At 39.4% G+C, this 19,965-nt stretch carries 18 protein-coding genes and 3 pseudogenes; all 21 read left to right on the top strand.

The genetic code is table 11. The features are described from left to right. Window positions 1–65: 65 nt before the first annotated feature. The 21 genes and pseudogenes from AB9N12_RS13105 (at window position 66) to AB9N12_RS13005 (ending at window position 19,863) form a co-directional block, all read left to right on the top strand. A complete protein-coding gene (locus AB9N12_RS13105) occupies window positions 66–761 on the top strand; it encodes a DUF5063 domain-containing protein (RefSeq protein WP_369892474.1) in 696 nt (231 codons plus the stop codon). Between the two features lie 2 nt (window positions 762–763). Next, on the top strand, window positions 764–1,423 hold the full coding sequence (locus AB9N12_RS13100; protein WP_369892473.1) for a 3'-5' exonuclease: 660 nt from the start codon (window positions 764–766) through the stop codon (window positions 1,421–1,423). Between the two features lie 59 nt (window positions 1,424–1,482). Next, the gene (locus AB9N12_RS13095) at window positions 1,483–2,661 is read left to right on the top strand and encodes a class I SAM-dependent rRNA methyltransferase (RefSeq protein WP_369892472.1); all 1,179 of its coding nucleotides are present in this window, start codon (window positions 1,483–1,485) and stop codon (window positions 2,659–2,661) included. Between the two features lie 342 nt (window positions 2,662–3,003). Further along, window positions 3,004–4,254, top strand: a complete 1,251-nt coding sequence (locus AB9N12_RS13090; RefSeq protein WP_369892471.1) for a nucleoside permease — start codon at window positions 3,004–3,006, stop codon at window positions 4,252–4,254. Between the two features lie 13 nt (window positions 4,255–4,267). Then, window positions 4,268–4,861 (top strand): bifunctional nuclease domain-containing protein, encoded by a 594-nt coding sequence (locus tag AB9N12_RS13085; RefSeq protein ID WP_369892470.1) that lies wholly within the window; start codon window positions 4,268–4,270, stop codon window positions 4,859–4,861. An 8-nt stretch (window positions 4,862–4,869) separates the two neighbouring features. Further along, window positions 4,870–5,568: a 16S rRNA (uracil(1498)-N(3))-methyltransferase gene (locus AB9N12_RS13080; protein ID WP_369892469.1), complete on the top strand. Its 699-nt coding sequence runs from the start codon at window positions 4,870–4,872 to the stop codon at window positions 5,566–5,568. A gap of 54 nt (window positions 5,569–5,622) precedes the next feature. After that, complete coding sequence (locus AB9N12_RS13075) at window positions 5,623–7,170, top strand: DUF4836 family protein (RefSeq protein ID WP_369892467.1); 1,548 nt, start codon at window positions 5,623–5,625, stop codon at window positions 7,168–7,170. Between the two features lie 20 nt (window positions 7,171–7,190). Next, the gene (locus AB9N12_RS13070) at window positions 7,191–7,835 is read left to right on the top strand and encodes an ATP-binding cassette domain-containing protein (RefSeq protein WP_369892465.1); all 645 of its coding nucleotides are present in this window, start codon (window positions 7,191–7,193) and stop codon (window positions 7,833–7,835) included. Window positions 7,836–7,922: 87 nt separating this feature from the next. Further along, window positions 7,923–9,128, top strand: a complete 1,206-nt coding sequence (locus AB9N12_RS13065) for an ABC transporter permease (RefSeq protein WP_369892463.1) — start codon at window positions 7,923–7,925, stop codon at window positions 9,126–9,128. Window positions 9,129–9,142: 14 nt separating this feature from the next. After that, window positions 9,143–9,482 (top strand): annotated as a pseudogene (locus AB9N12_RS13060) (TonB-dependent receptor); the annotation flags it as partial. Window positions 9,483–9,819: 337 nt separating this feature from the next. Continuing rightward, window positions 9,820–10,017, top strand: a complete 198-nt coding sequence (locus AB9N12_RS13055; RefSeq protein ID WP_369892883.1) for a transposase — start codon at window positions 9,820–9,822, stop codon at window positions 10,015–10,017. Between the two features lie 85 nt (window positions 10,018–10,102). Continuing rightward, a pseudogene (locus AB9N12_RS13050) lies at window positions 10,103–10,235 on the top strand (IS1380 family transposase); the annotation flags it as partial. A gap of 567 nt (window positions 10,236–10,802) precedes the next feature. Next, a complete protein-coding gene (locus tag AB9N12_RS13045) occupies window positions 10,803–11,741 on the top strand; it encodes a radical SAM/SPASM domain-containing protein (protein WP_369892461.1) in 939 nt (312 codons plus the stop codon). Next, entirely contained in the window at window positions 11,738–12,583 is an 846-nt protein-coding gene (locus tag AB9N12_RS13040) for a hypothetical protein (protein ID WP_369892459.1), read from the top strand. The genes AB9N12_RS13045 and AB9N12_RS13040 overlap by 4 nt, the downstream gene beginning before the upstream one ends. Before the next feature lie 31 nt (window positions 12,584–12,614). Continuing rightward, the gene (locus AB9N12_RS13035) at window positions 12,615–13,070 is read left to right on the top strand and encodes a PH domain-containing protein (RefSeq protein ID WP_369892457.1); all 456 of its coding nucleotides are present in this window, start codon (window positions 12,615–12,617) and stop codon (window positions 13,068–13,070) included. 251 nt (window positions 13,071–13,321) lie between these two features. Then, window positions 13,322–13,444: a hypothetical protein gene (locus AB9N12_RS13030; protein ID WP_369892906.1), complete on the top strand. Its 123-nt coding sequence runs from the start codon at window positions 13,322–13,324 to the stop codon at window positions 13,442–13,444. A gap of 68 nt (window positions 13,445–13,512) precedes the next feature. Then, on the top strand, window positions 13,513–13,890 hold the full coding sequence (locus AB9N12_RS13025) for a hypothetical protein (protein ID WP_369892455.1): 378 nt from the start codon (window positions 13,513–13,515) through the stop codon (window positions 13,888–13,890). Then, complete coding sequence (gene tnpB, locus AB9N12_RS13020) at window positions 13,877–14,245, top strand: IS66 family insertion sequence element accessory protein TnpB (RefSeq protein WP_369890451.1); 369 nt, start codon at window positions 13,877–13,879, stop codon at window positions 14,243–14,245. The genes AB9N12_RS13025 and tnpB overlap by 14 nt, the downstream gene beginning before the upstream one ends. A 78-nt stretch (window positions 14,246–14,323) precedes the next feature. Next, entirely contained in the window at window positions 14,324–15,889 is a 1,566-nt protein-coding gene (locus tag AB9N12_RS13015) for an IS66 family transposase (protein WP_369892453.1), read from the top strand. Between the two features lie 47 nt (window positions 15,890–15,936). Beyond that, a pseudogene (locus tag AB9N12_RS13010) lies at window positions 15,937–17,520 on the top strand (IS1182 family transposase). 642 nt (window positions 17,521–18,162) lie between these two features. Continuing rightward, window positions 18,163–19,863: an O-antigen ligase family protein gene (locus AB9N12_RS13005; protein ID WP_369892452.1), complete on the top strand. Its 1,701-nt coding sequence runs from the start codon at window positions 18,163–18,165 to the stop codon at window positions 19,861–19,863. The last annotated feature ends 102 nt before the right edge of the window (window positions 19,864–19,965 follow it).

Raw genomic sequence — 19,965 nt, 5'->3', positions numbered from 1 at the left:
AAATAACGAGCACTACGCTCATTCAATCCTTTTTCTTACCTTTGCGTTGCAAATCAATATAGATCATGGAAAAAGAAAGCCAAACGATATTTGATAAAAACGTAATTGAGTTCGTAACGGTAGCTGCCGAATTTTGTGCATTTCTCGAACGTGCCGAACGGATGAAGCGTAGTACTTTCGTCGATACATCATTAAAAATACTTCCCCTGCTCTACCTTAAAGCAGCGATGCTGCCCAAATGTGAGACGATCGGAGAGGAAGCACTTGAAACGTATGTCACAGAAGAGATGTATGATATTCTGCGTATCAACCTTTCCGGATTGATGGCTGATAAGGATGATTATCTGGACGTATTCGTGCAGGATATGGTGTACAGCGATCAGCCTATCAAAAAGTCTATATCGGAAGACCTGGCTGATATCTATCAGGATATTAAAGATTTCATATTTGTCTTCCAACTGGGACTGAACGAAACGATGAATGATTCATTGGCTATCTGCCAAGAGAACTTCGGCACACTGTGGGGACAGAAACTGGTAAACACACTCCGCGCCCTTCATGACGTGAAATACAATCAGGAGGAAGAAGATAACGAAGAAGGATTTTACGAACCGGGCAACGACAACGATTGTTGTGAGGAAGATGGCTGTCATTGCCACGATGATGATTGCCACTGCCACGAAGACGGTTGCCACTGCCACGAAAACGGTTGCCACTGCCACGAAAACAGTTGCCATTGTCATGATGATGAATTAAAATAGCAATGATTGTAAGAAGAACCATAGATAAAGATGAACTGAAAGAACTCCCGAAAACTGTCTTTCCGGGACGTATTTATGTCATCCAGTCGGAGGCTGAAACGGAAAGAGCAGTAGCTTATCTCCAATCCAAGCCAGTGATAGGCATCGACAGCGAAACTCGTCCTTCCTTTACCAAAGGACAATCGCACAAAGTAGCACTTCTCCAGATTTCTTCCGAAGAATGCTGTTTCTTATTCCGCCTCAATATGACGGGATTGACCCGGCCATTGGTTGACTTATTGGAAAACCCGGCTGTGATCAAAGTGGGACTCTCTCTGAAAGACGACTTTATGATGCTGCATAAACGCGCACCTTTCACTCAACAGAGTTGTATCGAATTGCAGGAGTATGTGCGTCAATTCGGAATACAGGACAAAAGTCTGCAAAAGATTTACGCTATCTTATTCAAAGAAAAGATATCCAAATCACAACGCTTGTCCAACTGGGAAGCTGATGTATTGAGTGATGGACAGAAACAATATGCAGCTACCGATGCATGGGCATGCCTCAATATCTACAATCTGTTGCAAGAGCTGAAACAAACGGGAAACTGGGAGGTTTCTCCGCTAGCAGCTCCGGTCTCTCCCACAGAGGAAGTGATAAATAATGAAATAAGTGATTAATAACCAATAATAAAACGATCCAAGGCCCCCTTGGAAGAGGGTTGAGGAAAGACTACATTATGCATAAAGTATATCTCAAACCAGGTAAGGAAGATTCTCTTAAGAGATTCCACCCATGGATTTTTTCCGGCGCCATCGCTCGTCTTGACGGAGAACCCGATGAAGGTGAAGTCGTAGAAGTGTACACCTCAAAAAAAGAATTTATTGCCGAAGGACATTTCCAAATCGGAAGTATTGCTGTACGCGTACTCTCTTTCCGTCAGGAACCTATCGACCACAATTTTTGGAAACGCAAACTGGAAATAGCATACGATATGCGCCGCAGTATCGGTATCGCCACTAATCCGACCAACAACACTTACCGACTTGTTCACGGTGAAGGAGACAATCTCCCCGGACTGGTGATTGACGTGTATGACAAAACTGCTGTCATGCAGGCACACTCTGCAGGAATGCACGTAGACCGCATGGCGATTGCCGAAGCTTTATCCGAAGTAATGGGTGACAAAATCGAGCATATCTATTATAAATCAGAAACAACTCTTCCTTTTAAAGCAGACCTTTTCCCTGAAAACGGTTTTCTGAAAGGGGGAAGCTGTGATAATATCGCACAAGAATATGGTTTGAAATTCCATGTAGACTGGCTGAAAGGTCAGAAAACCGGATTCTTTGTAGACCAGCGCGAAAATCGTTCTTTGCTGGAACATTACGCCAAAGACCGTTCGGTACTCAACATGTTTTGCTACACCGGCGGATTCTCATTCTACGCCATGCGCGGAGGTGCGAAACTCGTACACTCTGTCGACAGTTCAGCTAAAGCGATTGATTTGACAAATAAAAACGTAGAGCTAAACTTCCCGGGTGATTCCCGTCACGAAGCTTTTGCTGAAGATGCTTTCAAATATCTCGACCGCATGGGTGACCAGTATGATTTAATCATCCTTGACCCCCCTGCATTCGCCAAACATAAAGATGCACTGCGGAATGCTTTGCAAGGTTACCGTAAACTGAATGCCAAAGCATTCGAGAAAATCAAACCGGGTGGTATCCTGTTTACTTTCTCTTGCTCACAAGTGGTAAGCAAAGAGAATTTCCGTACCGCCGTGTTTACCGCAGCAGCAATGTCAGGGCGTAGCGTACGCATCCTACACCAGCTGACACAACCTTCCGACCATCCGGTAAACATCTATCACCCCGAAGGAGAATATCTGAAAGGATTGGTACTCTACGTAGAATAATCAGCAAGGTGTCGGAGTCAAGTTTCCATTCGATATCAGGCATCTCTCCGAAAGTATAGCTGATTAGAAAGAGTGATAACAGAAAAATGGAAGATTCAAAGTTAATTAGAGTTAACAAATGAAAGATTTACGAGAAAACACTATGTTGTATAACATAATTCCCATATCTTTGCAACGTGTTTTTCATGGTATTAGATTTAAGGTTAACAAAGATTGGCTGTCTGAGATAGATAGCCTTCTTTTTTTATCCCCTTTTTATCAAATTACTTATCTACCTATTCAACGAAAATAGTATATTTGCAAGGTTTATGAATATAAAGAGAAACACAAATTAAAAAAGTCATGAGTATAAAAGTTCGTTTGATTATTATGAACTTCCTGCAATTCTTTGTATGGGGGTCTTGGTTAATATCACTAGGTGGTTATATGGGAAGGGAGCTTCATTTTGAAGGAGGACAGATCGGAGCTATTTTCGCCACCATGGGAATTGCCTCCTTAGTAATGCCGGGCATTATTGGTATTATTGCCGATAAATGGTTTAATGCAGAACGTTTATATGGGCTTTGCCACATTGCAGGAGCAGGATGTCTCTTCTATGCTTCTACCACAACGGGATACGACCAGATGTATTGGGCCATGTTGCTCAACCTGTTAGTATATATGCCCACTTTATCCCTCGCCAACACGGTATCGTACAATGCACTGGAACAATATAAATGTGACCTGATTAAAGATTTTCCTCCTATCCGCGTATGGGGAACAATCGGTTTTATTTGTGCCATGTGGGCGGTTGACCTTACCGGATTCAAGGATTCAAGTGCGCAACTATATGTAGGCGGAACTTCCGCATTACTGCTGGGACTTTATTCTTTCACCCTCCCGGCTTGTCGACCGGCCAAATCCGAAAACAAATCATGGCTCTCCGCTTTCGGACTGGATGCGCTGGTGTTATTCAAAAGAAAGAAAATGGCTATTTTCTTCCTTTTCTCGATGCTTCTGGGTGCGGCATTGCAGATTACAAACACCTACGGCGACCTTTTCTTAGGCAGCTTTGCCAGCATCCCTGAATATGCAGAATCTTTCGGAGTGAAACATTCAGTCATCCTCTTATCCATTTCACAGATGTCCGAAACATTGTTTATTCTTGCTATACCTTTCTTCCTACGTCATTTCGGAATCAAACAAGTCATGCTAATCAGTATGTTCGCATGGGTGTTCCGGTTCGGACTGTTCGGTTTTGGAGATCCGGGATCGGGACTATGGATGCTGATCCTTTCCATGATTGTTTATGGTATGGCCTTTGATTTCTTCAACATTTCCGGTTCATTGTTTGTTGAACAAGAAGCCAATTCTTCTATCCGTGCCAGCGCACAGGGATTATTCTTTATGATGACTAACGGACTGGGAGCCATCATAGGCGGATATGCTAGCGGTGCGGTAGTTGATGCATTCTCTGTATATGCCGACGGCAGACTGGTGAGCCGCGAATGGATGGACATCTGGCTGATTTTTGCCGCTTATGCACTGGTGATAGGGATTTTATTTGCCTTAGTATTCAAATACAAACACCAGCAAGAGAGTAAAACAAATTAAGCCAAAGAGAACAATGGACAAAAAGATAGAATTACAAGTTATAAATATCACTAATAGTCAGGCACAAGTAGGCGCGTTTGCTATGCTATTAGGCGAAGTGAACGGTGAGAGGCAACTGCCTATCATCATCGGTCCTGCAGAAGCCCAAGCTACAGCTTTGTATTTGAAAGGAATAAAAACTCCCCGTCCGTTAACGCATGATTTATTTATAACAAGTCTTACTATACTCGGCTCCAGCCTGATACGTGTATTGATTTACAAAGCAAAGGATGGTATTTTCTATTCCTATATTTACCTTAAAAAAGACGAAGAGATTATACGTATTGACGCACGGACTTCGGATGCAATTGCCCTGGCAGTGCGTGCCAACTGTCCGATTCTTATTTACGAATCCATTCTTAAACAAGAATGTCTTCATTTGTCATCAGAAGAAAGGAGCTGTTCCGGAGCAACAGACAACGACGAAGAGGCTGAAAAAGAACATGATCTGCCCGGCGCTACTTCCGGAACGCTCGAAGAAGCACTGGAACAAGCCATCAAAGATGAGAATTATGAGTTAGCCGCCCGGATACGTGACCAAATCAATTCAAGAAATAAAAATCAGTAAGTAATAGTATGCACGTATTTTATACTCCCGATATACAGAAAAACAACGAGCTTCCCGAAGAGGAAGCACAACACTGTACCCGTGTTCTGCGGTTAAATATCGGAGATGAAATCACCCTTACAGACGGTAAAGGTAACTTCTACAAAGCTGAAATTACTGTTGCAACCCACAAACGTTGTTTCGTAAACATCAAAGAAACCATTTTTCAGGAACCGCTATGGCCATGCCATCTACACATTGCCATGGCACCGACGAAGAATATGGACCGCAACGAATGGTTTGCAGAGAAAGCTACCGAAATCGGTTTTGACGAACTGACTTTCCTCAACTGCCGTTTCTCGGAACGTAAGGTCATCAAAATCGAACGGATTGAAAAGATTCTGATATCAGCCATCAAACAATCTCTCAAGGCACGACTGCCAAAGTTGAACGAAATGATCGCATTCGATCAGTTTATCGGGCAGAAGTTTAAAGGACAGAAGTTTATCGCCCACTGTTACGAAGGGGAGAAACCTCTATTGAAGGATGTCCTGAAACCCGGAGAAGACGCCCTTGTCCTAATAGGTCCCGAGGGAGATTTCAGTGAAGAAGAAGTGAAGAAAGCCATCGAACGGGGATTCGTACCGATCAGTCTGGGCAAATCACGGCTCCGTACAGAAACAGCTGCATTGGTGGCCTGCCACACTCTGAATCTGGGAAATCAATAACCAAAACAACAAACGTTTGAATCAATGATTATACAACTTTTAAATAACATAAGTATGGCAAAGAAAACAATTTCACGACTCTCGGTACTGGCAGTACTGATTGTTTTTCTGGCAGCATGTTCCCAAACATCGGAATATACCCATGTGATACCGGATGACGCTTCAGCAGTTGTCTCTATCAACCTCAAATCCCTTGCTAGTAAAGCGGGACTGAATGATAAAGAGAATGAAGCTGCCAAACAAAAAGTACTGGAAGCACTGAAAAGCGGAATGAATGCCGCTACCTTCCAACAACTGGAAAAGGTCATGAAGAATCCGGGTGAATCGGGAATCGATGTAGAATCTCCATGCTATTTATTCTCTTCCTCTTCTTTCCCTTACCCCACCGTTGTAGGTAAAGTGAACAATGAGGACAATCTACATGCTTCACTCGATGCAATGGCAAAAGAACAAATCTGCCAGCCGGTAAGTGAAGCTGACGGTTACAGCTTTACAACAATGAACGGTGGTTTGCTTGCTTTCAATAATTCGACTGTATTGGTAGTGAATGTTAGCGGAACGACTCAAACTGATAAAGCCAAAGAAGCCATTACTAATTTATTGAAACAGACAGCAAGCAATAGTATCGTGAAATCAGGAGCTTTCCAGAAAATGGAGAAACAGAAAAGTGATATTAATTTCTTCGCTTCCATAACGGCTATTCCTTCAACCTACCGTAATCAGATAACCATGGGATTACCTACCGAGGTGAAAGCAGAAGACATCACCCTGATAGGAGGAGTAAACTTTGAAAAAGGCAAGATTGCCCTCCAAACAGAATACAATACTGAAAACGAAGCAGTGAAAGCTCTCTTGAAAAAACAAAACGAATCTATAGGAAAAACGAACAACACTTTCATTAAATACTTCCCGGCTTCTACCCTGATGTTCTTCAACGTAGGTGTAAAAGGAGACGAATTGTATCATCTGCTGAGTGAGAACAAGGAATTCCGCAACACGGTATCTATCGCAAAGGCAGACGAAGTAAAAGAGTTGTTCAGTTCGTTCAATGGTGATATTTCTGCTGGATTAATCAACGTAACGATGAACAGTGCTCCCACTTTCATGATATATGCTGACGTAAAGAACGGTAATGCTCTTGAAATGATTTATAAGAACAAGGAGTCATTGGGATTGAAAAGAGGGGAAGATATCATGCAACTAGGCAAAGACGAATATGTCTACAAGACAAGAAATATGAATATATTCTTCGGCATCAAGGATAAACAGATGTATGCAACCAATGATGAGTTACTCTACAAAAACGTAGGTAAAACTGCCGACAGATCAATCAAAGATGCTCCTTATGCATCGGAAATGAAGGGAAAGAACCTATTTATGGCAATCAATGCCGGAGCAATCCTTGATCTGCCTGTCGTAAAAATGGTAGCAGGTTTCGGAGGAGAGGAAGTTAAAACATATATTGAGTTAGTCAAGAAGGTTTCTTACCTGTCCATAAGTTCGGAAGGGGAAATCTGTAAATTCGATCTTTGCCTGAAAGACAAAGATGTAAATGTCCTCAAACAAATGGTAGACTTCGCCAAGCAATTTGCCGGCATGTAATAAATGCATAAACCAACGGTATGAATAATATTCACTTACAGCAAACACTTCCCCAAGTGTTTGCTGACCGTAATACGGTAGCTTCGGACGTATGGCATCAGGATCTTTTCTTCCGGAAAGGGGAAATGTATCTGATTGAAGCCGCTTCCGGCACCGGAAAATCGTCATTGTGCAGCTATATCTATGGCTACCGCAACGACTATCAGGGAATTATCAATTTCGATGAAACCAATATCAAAGCATACTCCGTGAAGCAGTGGGTCGACCTGAGAAAACATTCACTGAGTATGCTTTTTCAAGATTTACGCATCTTCACCGAACTTACCGCTCTTGAGAATGTGCAATTGAAGAACAATCTTACCGGATGTAAAAAGAAAAAAGAAATCCTTAGATTCTTCGAGCAACTGGGTATCGCAGATAAAGTAAACGTCAAAGCCGGTAAACTTTCTTTCGGACAGCAACAGCGTGTCGCCTTTATCCGCGCGCTCTGCCAGCCGTTCGATTTCCTGTTTTTGGATGAGCCGATCAGCCATTTGGATAATGATAACAGCCGCATCATGGGTGAACTTATCATTGCCGAAGCAAAGGCACGAGGAGCCGGAGTAATCGCCACTTCCATCGGTAAACATATCGAGTTGCCATACAGCTATACACTTCGACTGTAATAAGCTAGTTAATAATAGATAGCCGGGAATAAACAATCTCTTTTTACAGTATCATTTCAAATCGTAAATTGTAAAATCGTAAATAAAATGCCAACTCTTGTCTGGAAACTTCTCCGCCAACATATCAGTATCGGTCAACTAACCGGTTTCTTTTTAGCCAACCTATTCGGCATGATGATTGTATTGCTTAGCGTACAGTTTTATAAAGACGTCATTCCGGTATTCACTGAAGGAGACAGCTTTATGAAAAAGGATTTCATCATCGCTACAAAGAAAATCAGCACACTCGGTTCTCTTGCCGGAAAGAGCAACACGTTCACTGCAGAAGATATCGCCGACCTGAAAAAGCAACCGTTCACCAAGAACATAGGAGTTTTCACCCCTTCCCAATTCAAAGTATCGGCAGGACTGGGAATGAGAGAAGCCGGCATCCATCTTTCCACAGATATGTTTTTCGAAGCGGTTCCCGATGAATTTGTCGACATCAAACTGGACAAATGGCACTTTGACGAAGAAACCCATACAATCCCTATTATCATCCCCCGCAACTATCTGAACCTTTATAATTTCGGTTTTGCACAAAGCCGGAGCCTGCCCAAATTATCGGAAGGATTGATGGGACTTATCCAAATGGATATTATGATGCGCGGCAACGGACGGGTAGAGCAGTACAAAGGAAACATTGTCGGTTTCTCCAACCGATTGAATACCATCCTCGTACCCCAATCCTTTATGAAATGGGCGAACGAAAATTTCGCCCCGAACGCGGAAGCACAGCCGGCACGATTGATTATCGAGGTGGGCAATCCGGCAGATTCCTCCATCGCCAGTTATTTTCAGAAGAAAGGATATGAAACAGAAGATGGCAAGCTGGATGCCGGAAAAACAATTTATTTTCTTCGTCTTATCGTAGGTATTGTATTGGGAGTGGGGCTATTTATCAGTATCCTTTCATTCTATATACTGATGTTGAGCATCTTCCTGCTCTTACAAAAGAATACAACTAAACTGGAAAGTCTATTACTAATCGGATACAGCCCCAACAAAGTAGCATTGCCTTACCAGTTACTCACCGTAGGATTAAACGTAATCGTGCTTGCATTATCCGTTGGATTAGTCTCCTGGTTACGCAGTTATTACATAGACAGTATCAGACTGCTTTTCCCACAACTGGAAACAGGAAGTTTATGGGCGGCTATCAGTATGGGAATCCTATTATTCATCGCTGTATCGGTAATTAACATACTGGCAATCAAGAGAAAGATACTTTCCATCTGGATACACAAGGCGTAATATAAGAAAATAATCAGCAAGAAGATGATACGCATTATACCGCTAAAGTTAAATTTGCAAGCAATACACAGGAAACTTAAAAAAACAACACCGTCCGCTATCGCTACATTGAGAATGGTAAAGCAAAAGACAAAGACAAAGGCAAAAGAAAGACAGATGCGAACGGTCTGATTTCCCCCCTTACCGGATTTAAGGTTCACAGCAACGCGACATATCGAAGTCGAATTTGACGATCCTCAGTATATATATAAGAAGACCTTTTATCTGCCTTCATTCAACAAAGACTTCAACGTCCGGTTCTTTCCGGAGGGTGGTGCCTTATTGACCGATACCCATCAGAACATAGCCCTCAAAATAAGCGCTCACTTTTTATACTTGAGGATGAATGATGAAATAGAATCTCAGTAGCCGGAACGGATGTATCTCTGATATCGTTCGCTAAAGCGTCGCTTTAGACGGGTAAAAAACAAGGGTTTACACAGTCTATATATGGTGTCTTCAAGTACTATATACCGTGCGTCCAAGTGACGTATGCCGTGCGTCTACGCACTATATGTCTTGTAACCAAGTATTTATTACATGCCGTGCACCAAGTATTGCCATGGCTGCCCCGTTAATCCCCAAGTATAGCATGTGAGCCCAAATAAGGAATTGAAAATGTTTGAGCTTATTACAGATGCAATGAAACAGCATCGGGAAAGATATCTTCACATTCCTGAACAATCTGAATGTACCTTATGATAACAATGTAACTGAACGGGCTGTAAGACCTGCCAAGACAAAACAAAAGGTGACCGGACTCTTTCGCACTTTTCTGAGTGCGGAAGCCTATGCCGCCATACATTCTATTGTGACGGCGCAAAAGCAGACAATATCACTTTTCCCTTAATTCCGCAACACTTTAATTAGAATCTCTTATAAGTGAGAAATCACTTAACTTAGTGGTGCAAAAAAACAAGCAATCCTTGACAGACATGGCGAAAGTAACAATAAAACCTGAGAAACTCACACCTTTTGGTGGAATATTTTCAGTTATGGAGCATTTTGACGCTCTTTTGTCAAAGCTCACTCGGGTTTCGATGCACGTCCTATGGCTACCAATACAGCGGTTCGTCTTGAACATCTATTTGGCAAACCGCGCCTATGCCGATGTCTTCAAAACGGATTCGGATAAAACAGACTTTTTGCCGGATAACCGCCGCGTATTGCCTCAAGTCGCCTTATGGGTAAGGGGAAAGTACAGGCATAACCTAATTACCATACAGGATTCTCTCCGACTAAAAAGAAAGATTGCACTAATTCAAACAAAACGGAGGTTTGATTGAATGGTTGCGGATTTGAGGCTTCAATGAATTGCGCTTGATTGCGCAACTTTAAAAAAGCATGCTTGTATTATAGCAAGACATTTTGTATATGCGCTACTCGCATTTTCTCAAGTAAAAAAACACCTAAATAGCTATAAATTACCGCAAAATACATTAATTATTTAAAATAGCTCCTACATAGCAACGCTACTTATCAAAAAAAAACATTATATTGGCAAAAACATAATAAACAAAGAACATGAATTTGCCAATTATTTATCCTACCACATTATCTTTGTTAACAACAATGTACTGTACGGCTCAATGTCTAAACTGTTGTTTCCAATGTAGCCCCAAACGAGAAGAAAGAATGTCTTTTGAAGATATAAAATTCTATATCGATAAGACTGTCTCCTTATTTCCTACAATACAATTAGTAGTTTTTAGTGGTGGTGAAAGTTTTTCTTTAAAAGAAGATTTAATCAAATCCGTACAATATGTAACAGATAAAAAACTAGCAACAAGAATAGTAACCAATGGTTTTTGGGCTACAAGTTATGAGAAAGCATATTCTATTTTAAAATCATTAAAAGAAGCTGGATTACATGAAATTAATTACAGTACAGGAGATGATCATCAAGAATGGGTGAAATATACCAATATAGTATATGGATGTTTAGCAGCACGTAATTTAGGGATAAATGCACTTGTAAATATCGAAACTCACCCCTATTCAACTTTTGGAAGAGATACTTTTGAAAAAGACGAAAGAATCTCTCCTTTTATAGGAAAAGAAATGTTTAATCCTGATCATATAAAAATTATGCAAGGTGTGTGGCTTCCCTTTGATGAAAATACAAAAAAAATGAGAGACTCTGCCCCAAAATCTTATCGAAGCATTACCCCCACATACAAATCTTGTGAAACAATGTTTCACACTATATCATTGATGCCTAATGGAGATATTTATAGTTGTTGCGGCTTGACATGTCAACAAATCCCATATTTAAAAATAGGAAACATGAAAAATAGTACCGTTCAATCAATTATATCAAATCAATTTGATGATGTATTAAAAATATGGTTGAGAACCGAAGGCCCTATTAGAATATTAGAATTTTTATACAAAGATTTTCCAAATAAACTTAAACAAATCGACTATTCTAAACATATTTGTGAAGTATGTAGAGATATATGTGTTAACAAAGAAAATATAGAAAAAATAAAAGAAAATATAAAGGCTATTTTGCCCAACATCCTAATTAAATACAATTTATTATACAATTCAATTAAAAAACAAAGTTTATGAAAAAGAGATTTATAAAAAAAACGTTATGGGGAGGAGCTACTGTACTGACAGGAGTTGTAAGTTGTACTAACGATTCTACATTTCAGCAGCCTATTGGAGATAGTTTAGTAGAATTAGGAACAGAAAAAAAATTAGCAAACTCTGACTGCGTTGCTATTCCATTATCAAATGAAAATCAGGAATATATAACTGCTGCACAGAAACTTGGTGCTGATATTTTCAAACATCCAGATTTAGCAAAGGAATTTATAAAAAATCCTACACTTTATTTTTCTCAATATGGCTACAAAGGAAACGTCTGCATAGAGGATGGATTAGTTAAATTGATAACAGCCTATGCAGATGAACAGATACGAGAAGCAATTCGAAATAAGGATTTGAAAAAACTTGTTTCATTATGTCAATCAAAAGGTTTATTTAATGACATAGAATCAGCAATAAACATGCCTAAAAAGATTGAAGACATCCTTACTAAAGAACATATTGATACCTCAATTCAACCATATTCATGGTTTTGGTTTGCAGAATGGGTAACAGTCGCATTGCTATGGGCTTTTGATATAACAGCAATCAATTTTGAAACAATTTCTGCAACACATACAGAGGGAATTGTTGCAGCAGAAACATCAATAGACACCAATAATCTATTTAACATGAGATTATTATGGGATATTACAACAGGAGAAGATTCGTTCACCTATTATACAAGTAAAAAAGAGGAAAAAATTATAACTGAAATAATTTCACTATTGAAAGAACTTAGACCGGAACTATTTGCAAATAATTCTGAAGAAGCTATACGAAACCAAGTAAAAGCAAGTATGCATGGAATTCTTTTATAAATACAAATGTGTTCCAAGTAAACATGTCAAAATGACAACAATACTTGTGAGTATTCACATTTTTCTGTTTTCTATTTTATCAGTATCCTTATTAGTTAAAGAGCCTACAGTTAATACATGGTTAGGAAATTTGTTCGTTTTTTTAGTTCTGTTTGTCTATTTAAGAACGTATGCATTGCACCCATGTTCTATTTTACTTTCAAAAGAATCGTTAGTTTTAAAATGCGCTTTCTCAACAAAATCATTTAATTATAAATATATTACCTATATAAAAAGAGGATCTATGGTGGGAGGTATCAGAAGGTTTGGAAGTAATGGAATTTGGGGATACATAGGCATTATAGACGCAGACAAAAAATATCACACAATCTTTAACAATGAGAAACAAATAATAGAATTATCTTACAAGAACAAAGTCTATTTGATAAGTTGCGAACAATATAAAGAAGTTATAGAAGAGGTTAACAAACTAATTACACTTCAATAATAAGAGTATTAGTTTACCCACTTTCAAATTAGAAACCTGTGAAGTGATTTAAACGTAAATATCCAATAGTCTGTGCAAAAGCCTTAGAAGCTATATTGAATTATTGCTATCCGATAAAGCATAGCGAATAAAAAATGTAGAGGGTGTATCGAAATGCGCACCTTCTTTTTTTACACAAAGCCCCGACTTTTACAAGCAGGGGCTTTGTTATTACCTAAAGATTTTGTATCTTTAAGCATAAAATTTACACTATGACAAAGATACATTTTCGTCCTTACATTCCCAACCAAACAGTGCTTTTTTCTGGGAGAATCGATGAGGATATTGCAGAAAACGATCCGGTTCACATGGTTGACGCTCTGGTTGAAAGGTAAGCATTCGGTAAACCACGTATTTTCGTCTCCACCTTCCATCATTAACTTTACGTCCAAAAAGCCAAGTTATGATGACACGAGAAGAAGTAGTAGAAATAATGAACTACTGCAAAGAGCACAAAGTGACTTATAAGTCAAGATTAGAGGAACTCAATATCCCTGTATGGCGGTTTTATGACAGCAAATCCCGTTATGCCGCCGAGCAATCATCTGGTAAAACGGCTCAAGGTGAGTTTATCGAGCTTCCGCATAGCGGATCTTTTGTTCCGGTTCCTTCATTTGCCGGTACAACCGGACGGAAACAGAAAAGTACACCGACCACGCCAAGCGGATTGAAAGAGATAGAAATACGTACACCGGCCGGTAGTGCCATACGCATTTGTGGTGAGCTAAATGAAAAGGAACTGTTTTCAATCATCCGGGCCTGCAGCCATGTTCAGCCTTAATGACAGTATGCGCTATCTGTTGTATAACCGCCCGACTGATATGCGCAAAAGCTTCCATACCCTCAGCGGTATCATCACCGACGCCATGGGTCAGGACCCCTGTAACGGCAACGTGTATATCTTCATAAACCGTGCCCGTGACCGTATAAAACTCCTGCATTGGGAGCCTGGCGGCATGGTGTTATATTCCAAACTTCTGGAAGCCGGAACCTTAGGTAAACCTGATTCTGCCAACGACGATGAGGTCTGTACAAATATAGAATGGCGGGAACTTGTCATGATAGTGGAGGGTATCATGGAAGCCCGTGACTCCCGTCGCACGAGACTTGAAAACCTGCAGAAACTTCGAAAATAGTATCGGATTTTTTACTCTGCTTGCTTTTGTATGTCATTGGATTTTAGTATATTTACATTGTGAAAAAATGAGATGCAGATGCTTACGGAGGAACAGGAAAAAGCCTTATTGGAAGAACTAGAGCAGCTCCGTCAGGATAAAGCGGCGCTTATCAGCAGGGTTTCCTCACTGGAACAGTCGCTGTACTGGCTTCGGAAAAAAGTCTTTGGCCGGATGAGCGAGAAGAATCTTCCGCTTGATCCCAACCAACTGTTCCTGTTCTCAAAAGCTGAAATGTCCTCCATGGAAATATCCCGGATGGAGGAGGAAGTCCGCAAAAGCGATGAAGAAATCACCAGAACCATAAAAGTCAAGGAGAAGCCGGCCCGCAAGCCCTTGGATACATCTTCTCTTGCGGTAGAGGTTGTTGATCTTTACCCCGAAGGGACAACAGACGAGGAAGGCAGGCTTAAGGATGATTTCATTGAAATCGGAAAGGAAGAGAGTTCACGCCTGGAACGTGTTCCGGCAAAATTGTATATCCTGAAGACTGTCCGTCACAAAGTGATAAGTAAGTCCGATATGGAGAAATACCCCGAGGAAAGGCAGATCCTGATTCACCCTCTACCTCTTGTTCCGGTCAGTAAATGTATGGCAGGCGCCTCGGTCCTGACAGACATTATCATCGGCAAGTTCATGTATCATCTCCCGTTCTATCGTCTGATACAGCAGTATCGCGAATCAGGAATCAGCATAAGCGAATCTACCATGTGCGGATGGTATGAAATGGCGGTGGAGAAACTCAGGTTGCTGTACAACCTGCTCAAACAGAAGATACTCTCCAGTGAGTATATACAAGTGGACGAGAGTGTCATTCCTGTGCTGGACAATGAGAAACATAAGGCGAAAAAGGGGTATGAGTGGTGCGTACGCGACGGCATCACGGGGGACGTCATGTTCCATTATGACCGTGGCAGCCGTTCGGGGACTGTAGCCCGTGAACTGCTGGGATGTTACCATGGCATTGTGCAATGTGACGGCTATGCAGCTTACGAACAGTTTGAGCAGGTGAAAGGAATCACTATGGTCGGCTGTTGGGCACATGTCAGAAGGAAGTACGTGGATGCCCTGGAAGAGAACAGGACCCTGGCCACACAGGCAATACACTACATCGGCAAGTTGTACAAGATAGAATCTGAAGCCAATGATGCAGGGCTCACAGCTGAAGAGCGTAAGGAAAAACGTATCAGTGAGGCCTATCCGCTGATACTTGAATTTGAAAAGTGGCTGCAGGACACCTATCTTAGAGTGCTTCCTAAAAGCCGTATGGGTAAAGCCATCGAATATACGTACACGCTCCTTCCAAGACTTTCCAGATACGTAAACGACGGAAGAATCGAAATTGATGACAACCGTATAGAAAATGCCATAAGACCTTTGGCTTTGGGAAGAAAGAACTATCTGTTCTGCGGAAACGATGCATCAGCATACAGGGCTGCCATCGTATACTCACTGATTTCAACCTGCAAATCAGCAGAAGTAGACCCCAGAATCTGGATGGAAGATGTCCTGAGCAAAATTCCATATTATGAAAGGGATGAGAAGAATATGGAAGAACTTCTACCACGTAATTGGGTAAAATCCAATCAAACTTGTTCCGAATAGATACTATTAGTTCCGAATCGACTACGAATAGCACCGATTCGGAACTAATTTCACAAAAATTGCAACGTGGTTTACCGAATGCTTACGGAGAAAGCCTGAATCTTGAAGGTTTCAGGAAGTTATACAAGGAATGCGGCTGTAGTGCTTACCATCCCAGAATGATACTCAAGGTTATTCTGTATGCCTGCATGAACAACATCTACTCCTGCCGGGAAATAGAAAAGCTACTCCATCGTGATATCCATTATATATGGCTGGCCGGATACGAGAAACCGGATTTCATTACCATCAACCGATTCCGCAACCGGGTGAAGAAGGAAATCAACGAGGTGTTTACCCAAACCGTACTTCTGCTTTCTTCCAAAGGTTTCATCAGCCTGAATGTGGAATACATTGACGGTACAAAAATCGAATCCAAGGCAAACAAGTACACTTTCGTCTGGAGAAAAACGGTCGAAAGGAACCGTGAACGCCTGATGAAGAAAATACATGTACTATTAGGTCAGATAGACGAGTTCATCGCTCAGGAGAAATCATCAGAGACCAATGAGGGGATAGAGTTTACTCCGACTATGCTGACCGAAATGGCGGGAGAATTACGTAATGCACTTGCACAGGCCCCCGATCCTTCCACGAAAGAGGAAAAGACTGCGCTGAAAAAGAAACGCAAACAGCTCAAGGAACTGGAAGAACACAGAGATAAACTGCAGGAATACGACGGTCATCTGGAAAATCTGCAAGCTCGCAACTCCTATTCCAAGACAGACAAGGATGCCACTTTTATGAGGATGAAGGAGGATGCCATGCGTAACGGGCAGACAAAACCCGGCTACAACCTTCAGATCGGTACCGAGAACCAATTCATTACCGACTTCGCTCTTTTTTCCAATCCTACGGATACACTGACCATGATACCTTTCCTGTAATCCTTTTCAGGCAGATACGACAGATTGGTCCATATGGTGGTTGCCGACTCAGGATATGGTTCTGAGGAAAATTACCGTTTCATGTCTGAAAACGACATGGAAGCCTACATCAAATACAACTACTTCCACATGGAACAGCGACCCGGATTCAAACCGAATCCGTTCAAGGCTGAAAACTTCTATTACAATGAAAAACATGACTATTGCATCTGCCCCATGGGACAAAAGATGCAGAGGACAGGAACCAGGCATATGAAAACTGCATCCGGATATGTAAGCGAAAATGCCAGGTACAGAGCCGTCAGATGTGAAGGGTATCCGTTGGGATGCCTATGTTTTAAGGCAAAGGGAAACAGAACAATAGAACTGAATCACAGACTCAGGAAATACAGGCAGAAAGCCAAAGAGTTACTCTGTTCCGAAGAAAGACTGAAACACAGAGGGCAAAGATGTATAGAACCGGAAGCTGTGTTCGGGCAAATAAAATATAATATGAACTACAAACGTTTCCGCCATTTTGGAAAGGATAAGGTCTTTATGGATTTCGCCTTCTTGGCCATTGCCTTCAATATAAAAAAGATGTGTGCAAAAATGAGAAAAGAAGGTATAGACTGGCTGATTAAACAGTTTTATAACCTTGCAGCCGCTCTTTTCAGATGGGTGGAACACATTTACGAAAGAAATTTTCAAAATATCGCAGCATAAAGAAAATTAACTGATTATTATAGGGCATGATGAAAAAAGAAGGTGCATCGTGCTTTACGACACACTCTCCAGTATTGTAGTAAGCATCCGTTCGTCTATTTTCTGCCATCAACATCCCGTACCTCACCTCCATTGAAGGGAGGTCTTGAAGTTTCGGCTGCCAATCAATCCTAAACTGAGACCTTTTTTTCCTGCTACTTTGCACGAACCATATCACGCAGTGTTTTTTATATATATCTTCTATCAGACCTATGTTTTTCCATTTACAACAAAATAGTAAACGGTGTTCCAAGGATCAAAATCATAAAGAAGCATATGCTATTGATAATCGGCCTTGACCAAATAAAAGATAACATTGAAGATGGAGTGAAGTGAATGTTTCCACTTACGTTCTTTGTCATTTAATTTTTTTTCTATAACTTGCCATTGTTTATTAGTTAGGTCTGTACTGTAGCTCATTTTTGTACTCTTTAGATATAATTTTGGCTTATATTCTTAAGATAGTAAATGAAATAAAACTACCAACTGATAAACATTTATATTAAATCCAAACAGCTTCTTAGTATTTGCGATTTTGCTACTAAAGAAAATTTTACAAAAACAATAAGTTTAAATTATGTCAATATCTAACAATCTCATAATATGGATAAAATGTTGTATACAAATAATTGCAAAAAAAGAATTACCTTATTAAAAAACATATTGATTTTCATGTCAATCTTCAGTTTTTTAGAGACAGCTATATTTTCAGATATATATCTGAATAGTTTCATTTTTTTTGCATGGTTATCTATAATAACTTCTATATCGTTTATATTTTTGATAAGTATAAAAAGATGCAATATAACTTGCTTTGATATTAGCATATTAGCTTTAATTATTATACAAATCTTAGTTAACATATTAAATAACACTTTGATAATATACCATCAATCCATAATCAAAATGTTGGTATTATTACTATGGATGATTAGTTTGCGAAATTTATGCAGAAATAATTACCGGAATACAACTCGAATATTTACAGGAATATTGATATTTTGGATGATAATGCAACTATACCATTTTATAATAACTTGGGGAATTTCAAATTTCATTTTTTACAACTATTATAACAGTGTATCTTACTCTATTTTATTCTCTTTTGTTAGTTCATTTCTAATAATACAGATATTTCATAGTAAACTACAGGAAAAAAAACGTTTTCCATTAATAGCATTATTGATAGGAAGCAATATTTTTGTATTTGCAAATTTTAATTCCCGTACTTTATTGCTAGTATTAGTTGCAACATGTATATATGTCCTATACAAAATTGATAAAAAAAAGAAGATTATTATTATGTATTCTATCTTGTTTTTTTCTACTCTATTGATAGCTTTTACTTATAAAACAGAATCAAGTATGGGACGAATGTTTATTTGGAAAAATACCCTACATATATTGTATGATAATCTTGTATCTGGTATAGGAATAGGAAAATTCCCCACTATATATATGGAATATCAGGTTAATTACTTTACTAATAAAGGAATTACAAACAAGTACAGTCTTTTAGCAGGCAATACTTCTTTTGCTTATAACGATATACTAGAGTTTCTTTGTAAATTTGGAATACTCCAGTGTTTCACAGCTTTTACATGCCTATATTTGACATATAAAGAATGTATAAAAAAATCTATATACAAAAATATCATATTTCTATTATCATTAATAGCCTTAACTTCTTGTTTTAATTACACAATGCAGATTTTATTTATTCAAGTATTTGTCATATGCCTACTTGCATTATTAAAACCTAAACATATATTAAAATTACCAAGCCAAATAGGAAATACCATTGTATTCATCCTTGTATGTACATTGGGAATATTTTATTTTCACTTATATCCACATTTGAATAGTAAACAAACAGTTCTTTTCACAAATTCAAACAAAAAAATATTAGAAACAACACCTTCATATTTAGTGCATGAAGCTTTTTCTAATTTTGCAATAAAAGAATACGATTCATGTATTCAAAATCTCAACAAATTATTCTACTATGCCAAAACAGACGAACTCGAATTATTATACGGCAAATCTTATAAAGAGCTAGGTTTATACAATTTAGCAGAAAAAAGTTTTCAAAGGGCAATAAATATGTATCCAAGTAAATACATAAATCGCTACGAACTAATGTTATTATACAAAGAATATATCAAAGACCATACAAAAGGAATAAATGTTGCAAAAGAAATAATAAACATCAATGAAAAAATTCCAACAGGATTAAGCAAGCTAATTATAAATAGTGCAATTTCCTATATCAAAGAAAAGGATGAAAATTACTTCTCCGATTAATTTACAAGACCTTTTTCCCCATAAGAATTAAAGCACCGTTTAATTGTTAAATCAAAGAAAATAAACTACTTTTGCTCTCACAATCAAAATATGTTGCAAGCG

Source organism: Bacteroides sp. AN502(2024) (assembly GCF_041227145.1).
GTDB lineage: Bacteria > Bacteroidota > Bacteroidia > Bacteroidales > Bacteroidaceae > Bacteroides.
This window is presented reverse-complemented; position numbering and strand designations above follow the sequence as displayed.

Excerpts from the sequence above, each read along its gene's own strand:
- AB9N12_RS13080 (WP_369892469.1), top strand. The coding sequence starts at position 4,870 with ATGCACGTATTTTATACTCCCGATATACAGAAAAACAACGAGCTTCCC.
- AB9N12_RS13095 (WP_369892472.1), top strand. The coding sequence starts at position 1,483 with ATGCATAAAGTATATCTCAAACCAGGTAAGGAAGATTCTCTTAAGAGA.
- AB9N12_RS13075 (WP_369892467.1), top strand. The coding sequence starts at position 5,623 with ATGGCAAAGAAAACAATTTCACGACTCTCGGTACTGGCAGTACTGATT.
- AB9N12_RS13030 (WP_369892906.1), top strand. The coding sequence starts at position 13,322 with ATGACAAAGATACATTTTCGTCCTTACATTCCCAACCAAACAGTGCTT.
- AB9N12_RS13035 (WP_369892457.1), top strand. The coding sequence starts at position 12,615 with ATGACAACAATACTTGTGAGTATTCACATTTTTCTGTTTTCTATTTTA.
- AB9N12_RS13085 (WP_369892470.1), top strand. The coding sequence starts at position 4,268 with ATGGACAAAAAGATAGAATTACAAGTTATAAATATCACTAATAGTCAG.
- tnpB (WP_369890451.1), top strand. The coding sequence starts at position 13,877 with ATGTTCAGCCTTAATGACAGTATGCGCTATCTGTTGTATAACCGCCCG.
- AB9N12_RS13025 (WP_369892455.1), top strand. The coding sequence starts at position 13,513 with ATGATGACACGAGAAGAAGTAGTAGAAATAATGAACTACTGCAAAGAG.
- AB9N12_RS13005 (WP_369892452.1), top strand. The coding sequence starts at position 18,163 with ATGGATAAAATGTTGTATACAAATAATTGCAAAAAAAGAATTACCTTA.
- AB9N12_RS13100 (WP_369892473.1), top strand. The coding sequence starts at position 764 with ATGATTGTAAGAAGAACCATAGATAAAGATGAACTGAAAGAACTCCCG.
- AB9N12_RS13070 (WP_369892465.1), top strand. The coding sequence starts at position 7,191 with ATGAATAATATTCACTTACAGCAAACACTTCCCCAAGTGTTTGCTGAC.
- AB9N12_RS13015 (WP_369892453.1), top strand. The coding sequence starts at position 14,324 with ATGCTTACGGAGGAACAGGAAAAAGCCTTATTGGAAGAACTAGAGCAG.
- AB9N12_RS13040 (WP_369892459.1), top strand. The coding sequence starts at position 11,738 with ATGAAAAAGAGATTTATAAAAAAAACGTTATGGGGAGGAGCTACTGTA.
- AB9N12_RS13045 (WP_369892461.1), top strand. The coding sequence starts at position 10,803 with ATGTCTTTTGAAGATATAAAATTCTATATCGATAAGACTGTCTCCTTA.
- AB9N12_RS13105 (WP_369892474.1), top strand. The coding sequence starts at position 66 with ATGGAAAAAGAAAGCCAAACGATATTTGATAAAAACGTAATTGAGTTC.
- AB9N12_RS13090 (WP_369892471.1), top strand. The coding sequence starts at position 3,004 with ATGAGTATAAAAGTTCGTTTGATTATTATGAACTTCCTGCAATTCTTT.
- AB9N12_RS13065 (WP_369892463.1), top strand. The coding sequence starts at position 7,923 with ATGCCAACTCTTGTCTGGAAACTTCTCCGCCAACATATCAGTATCGGT.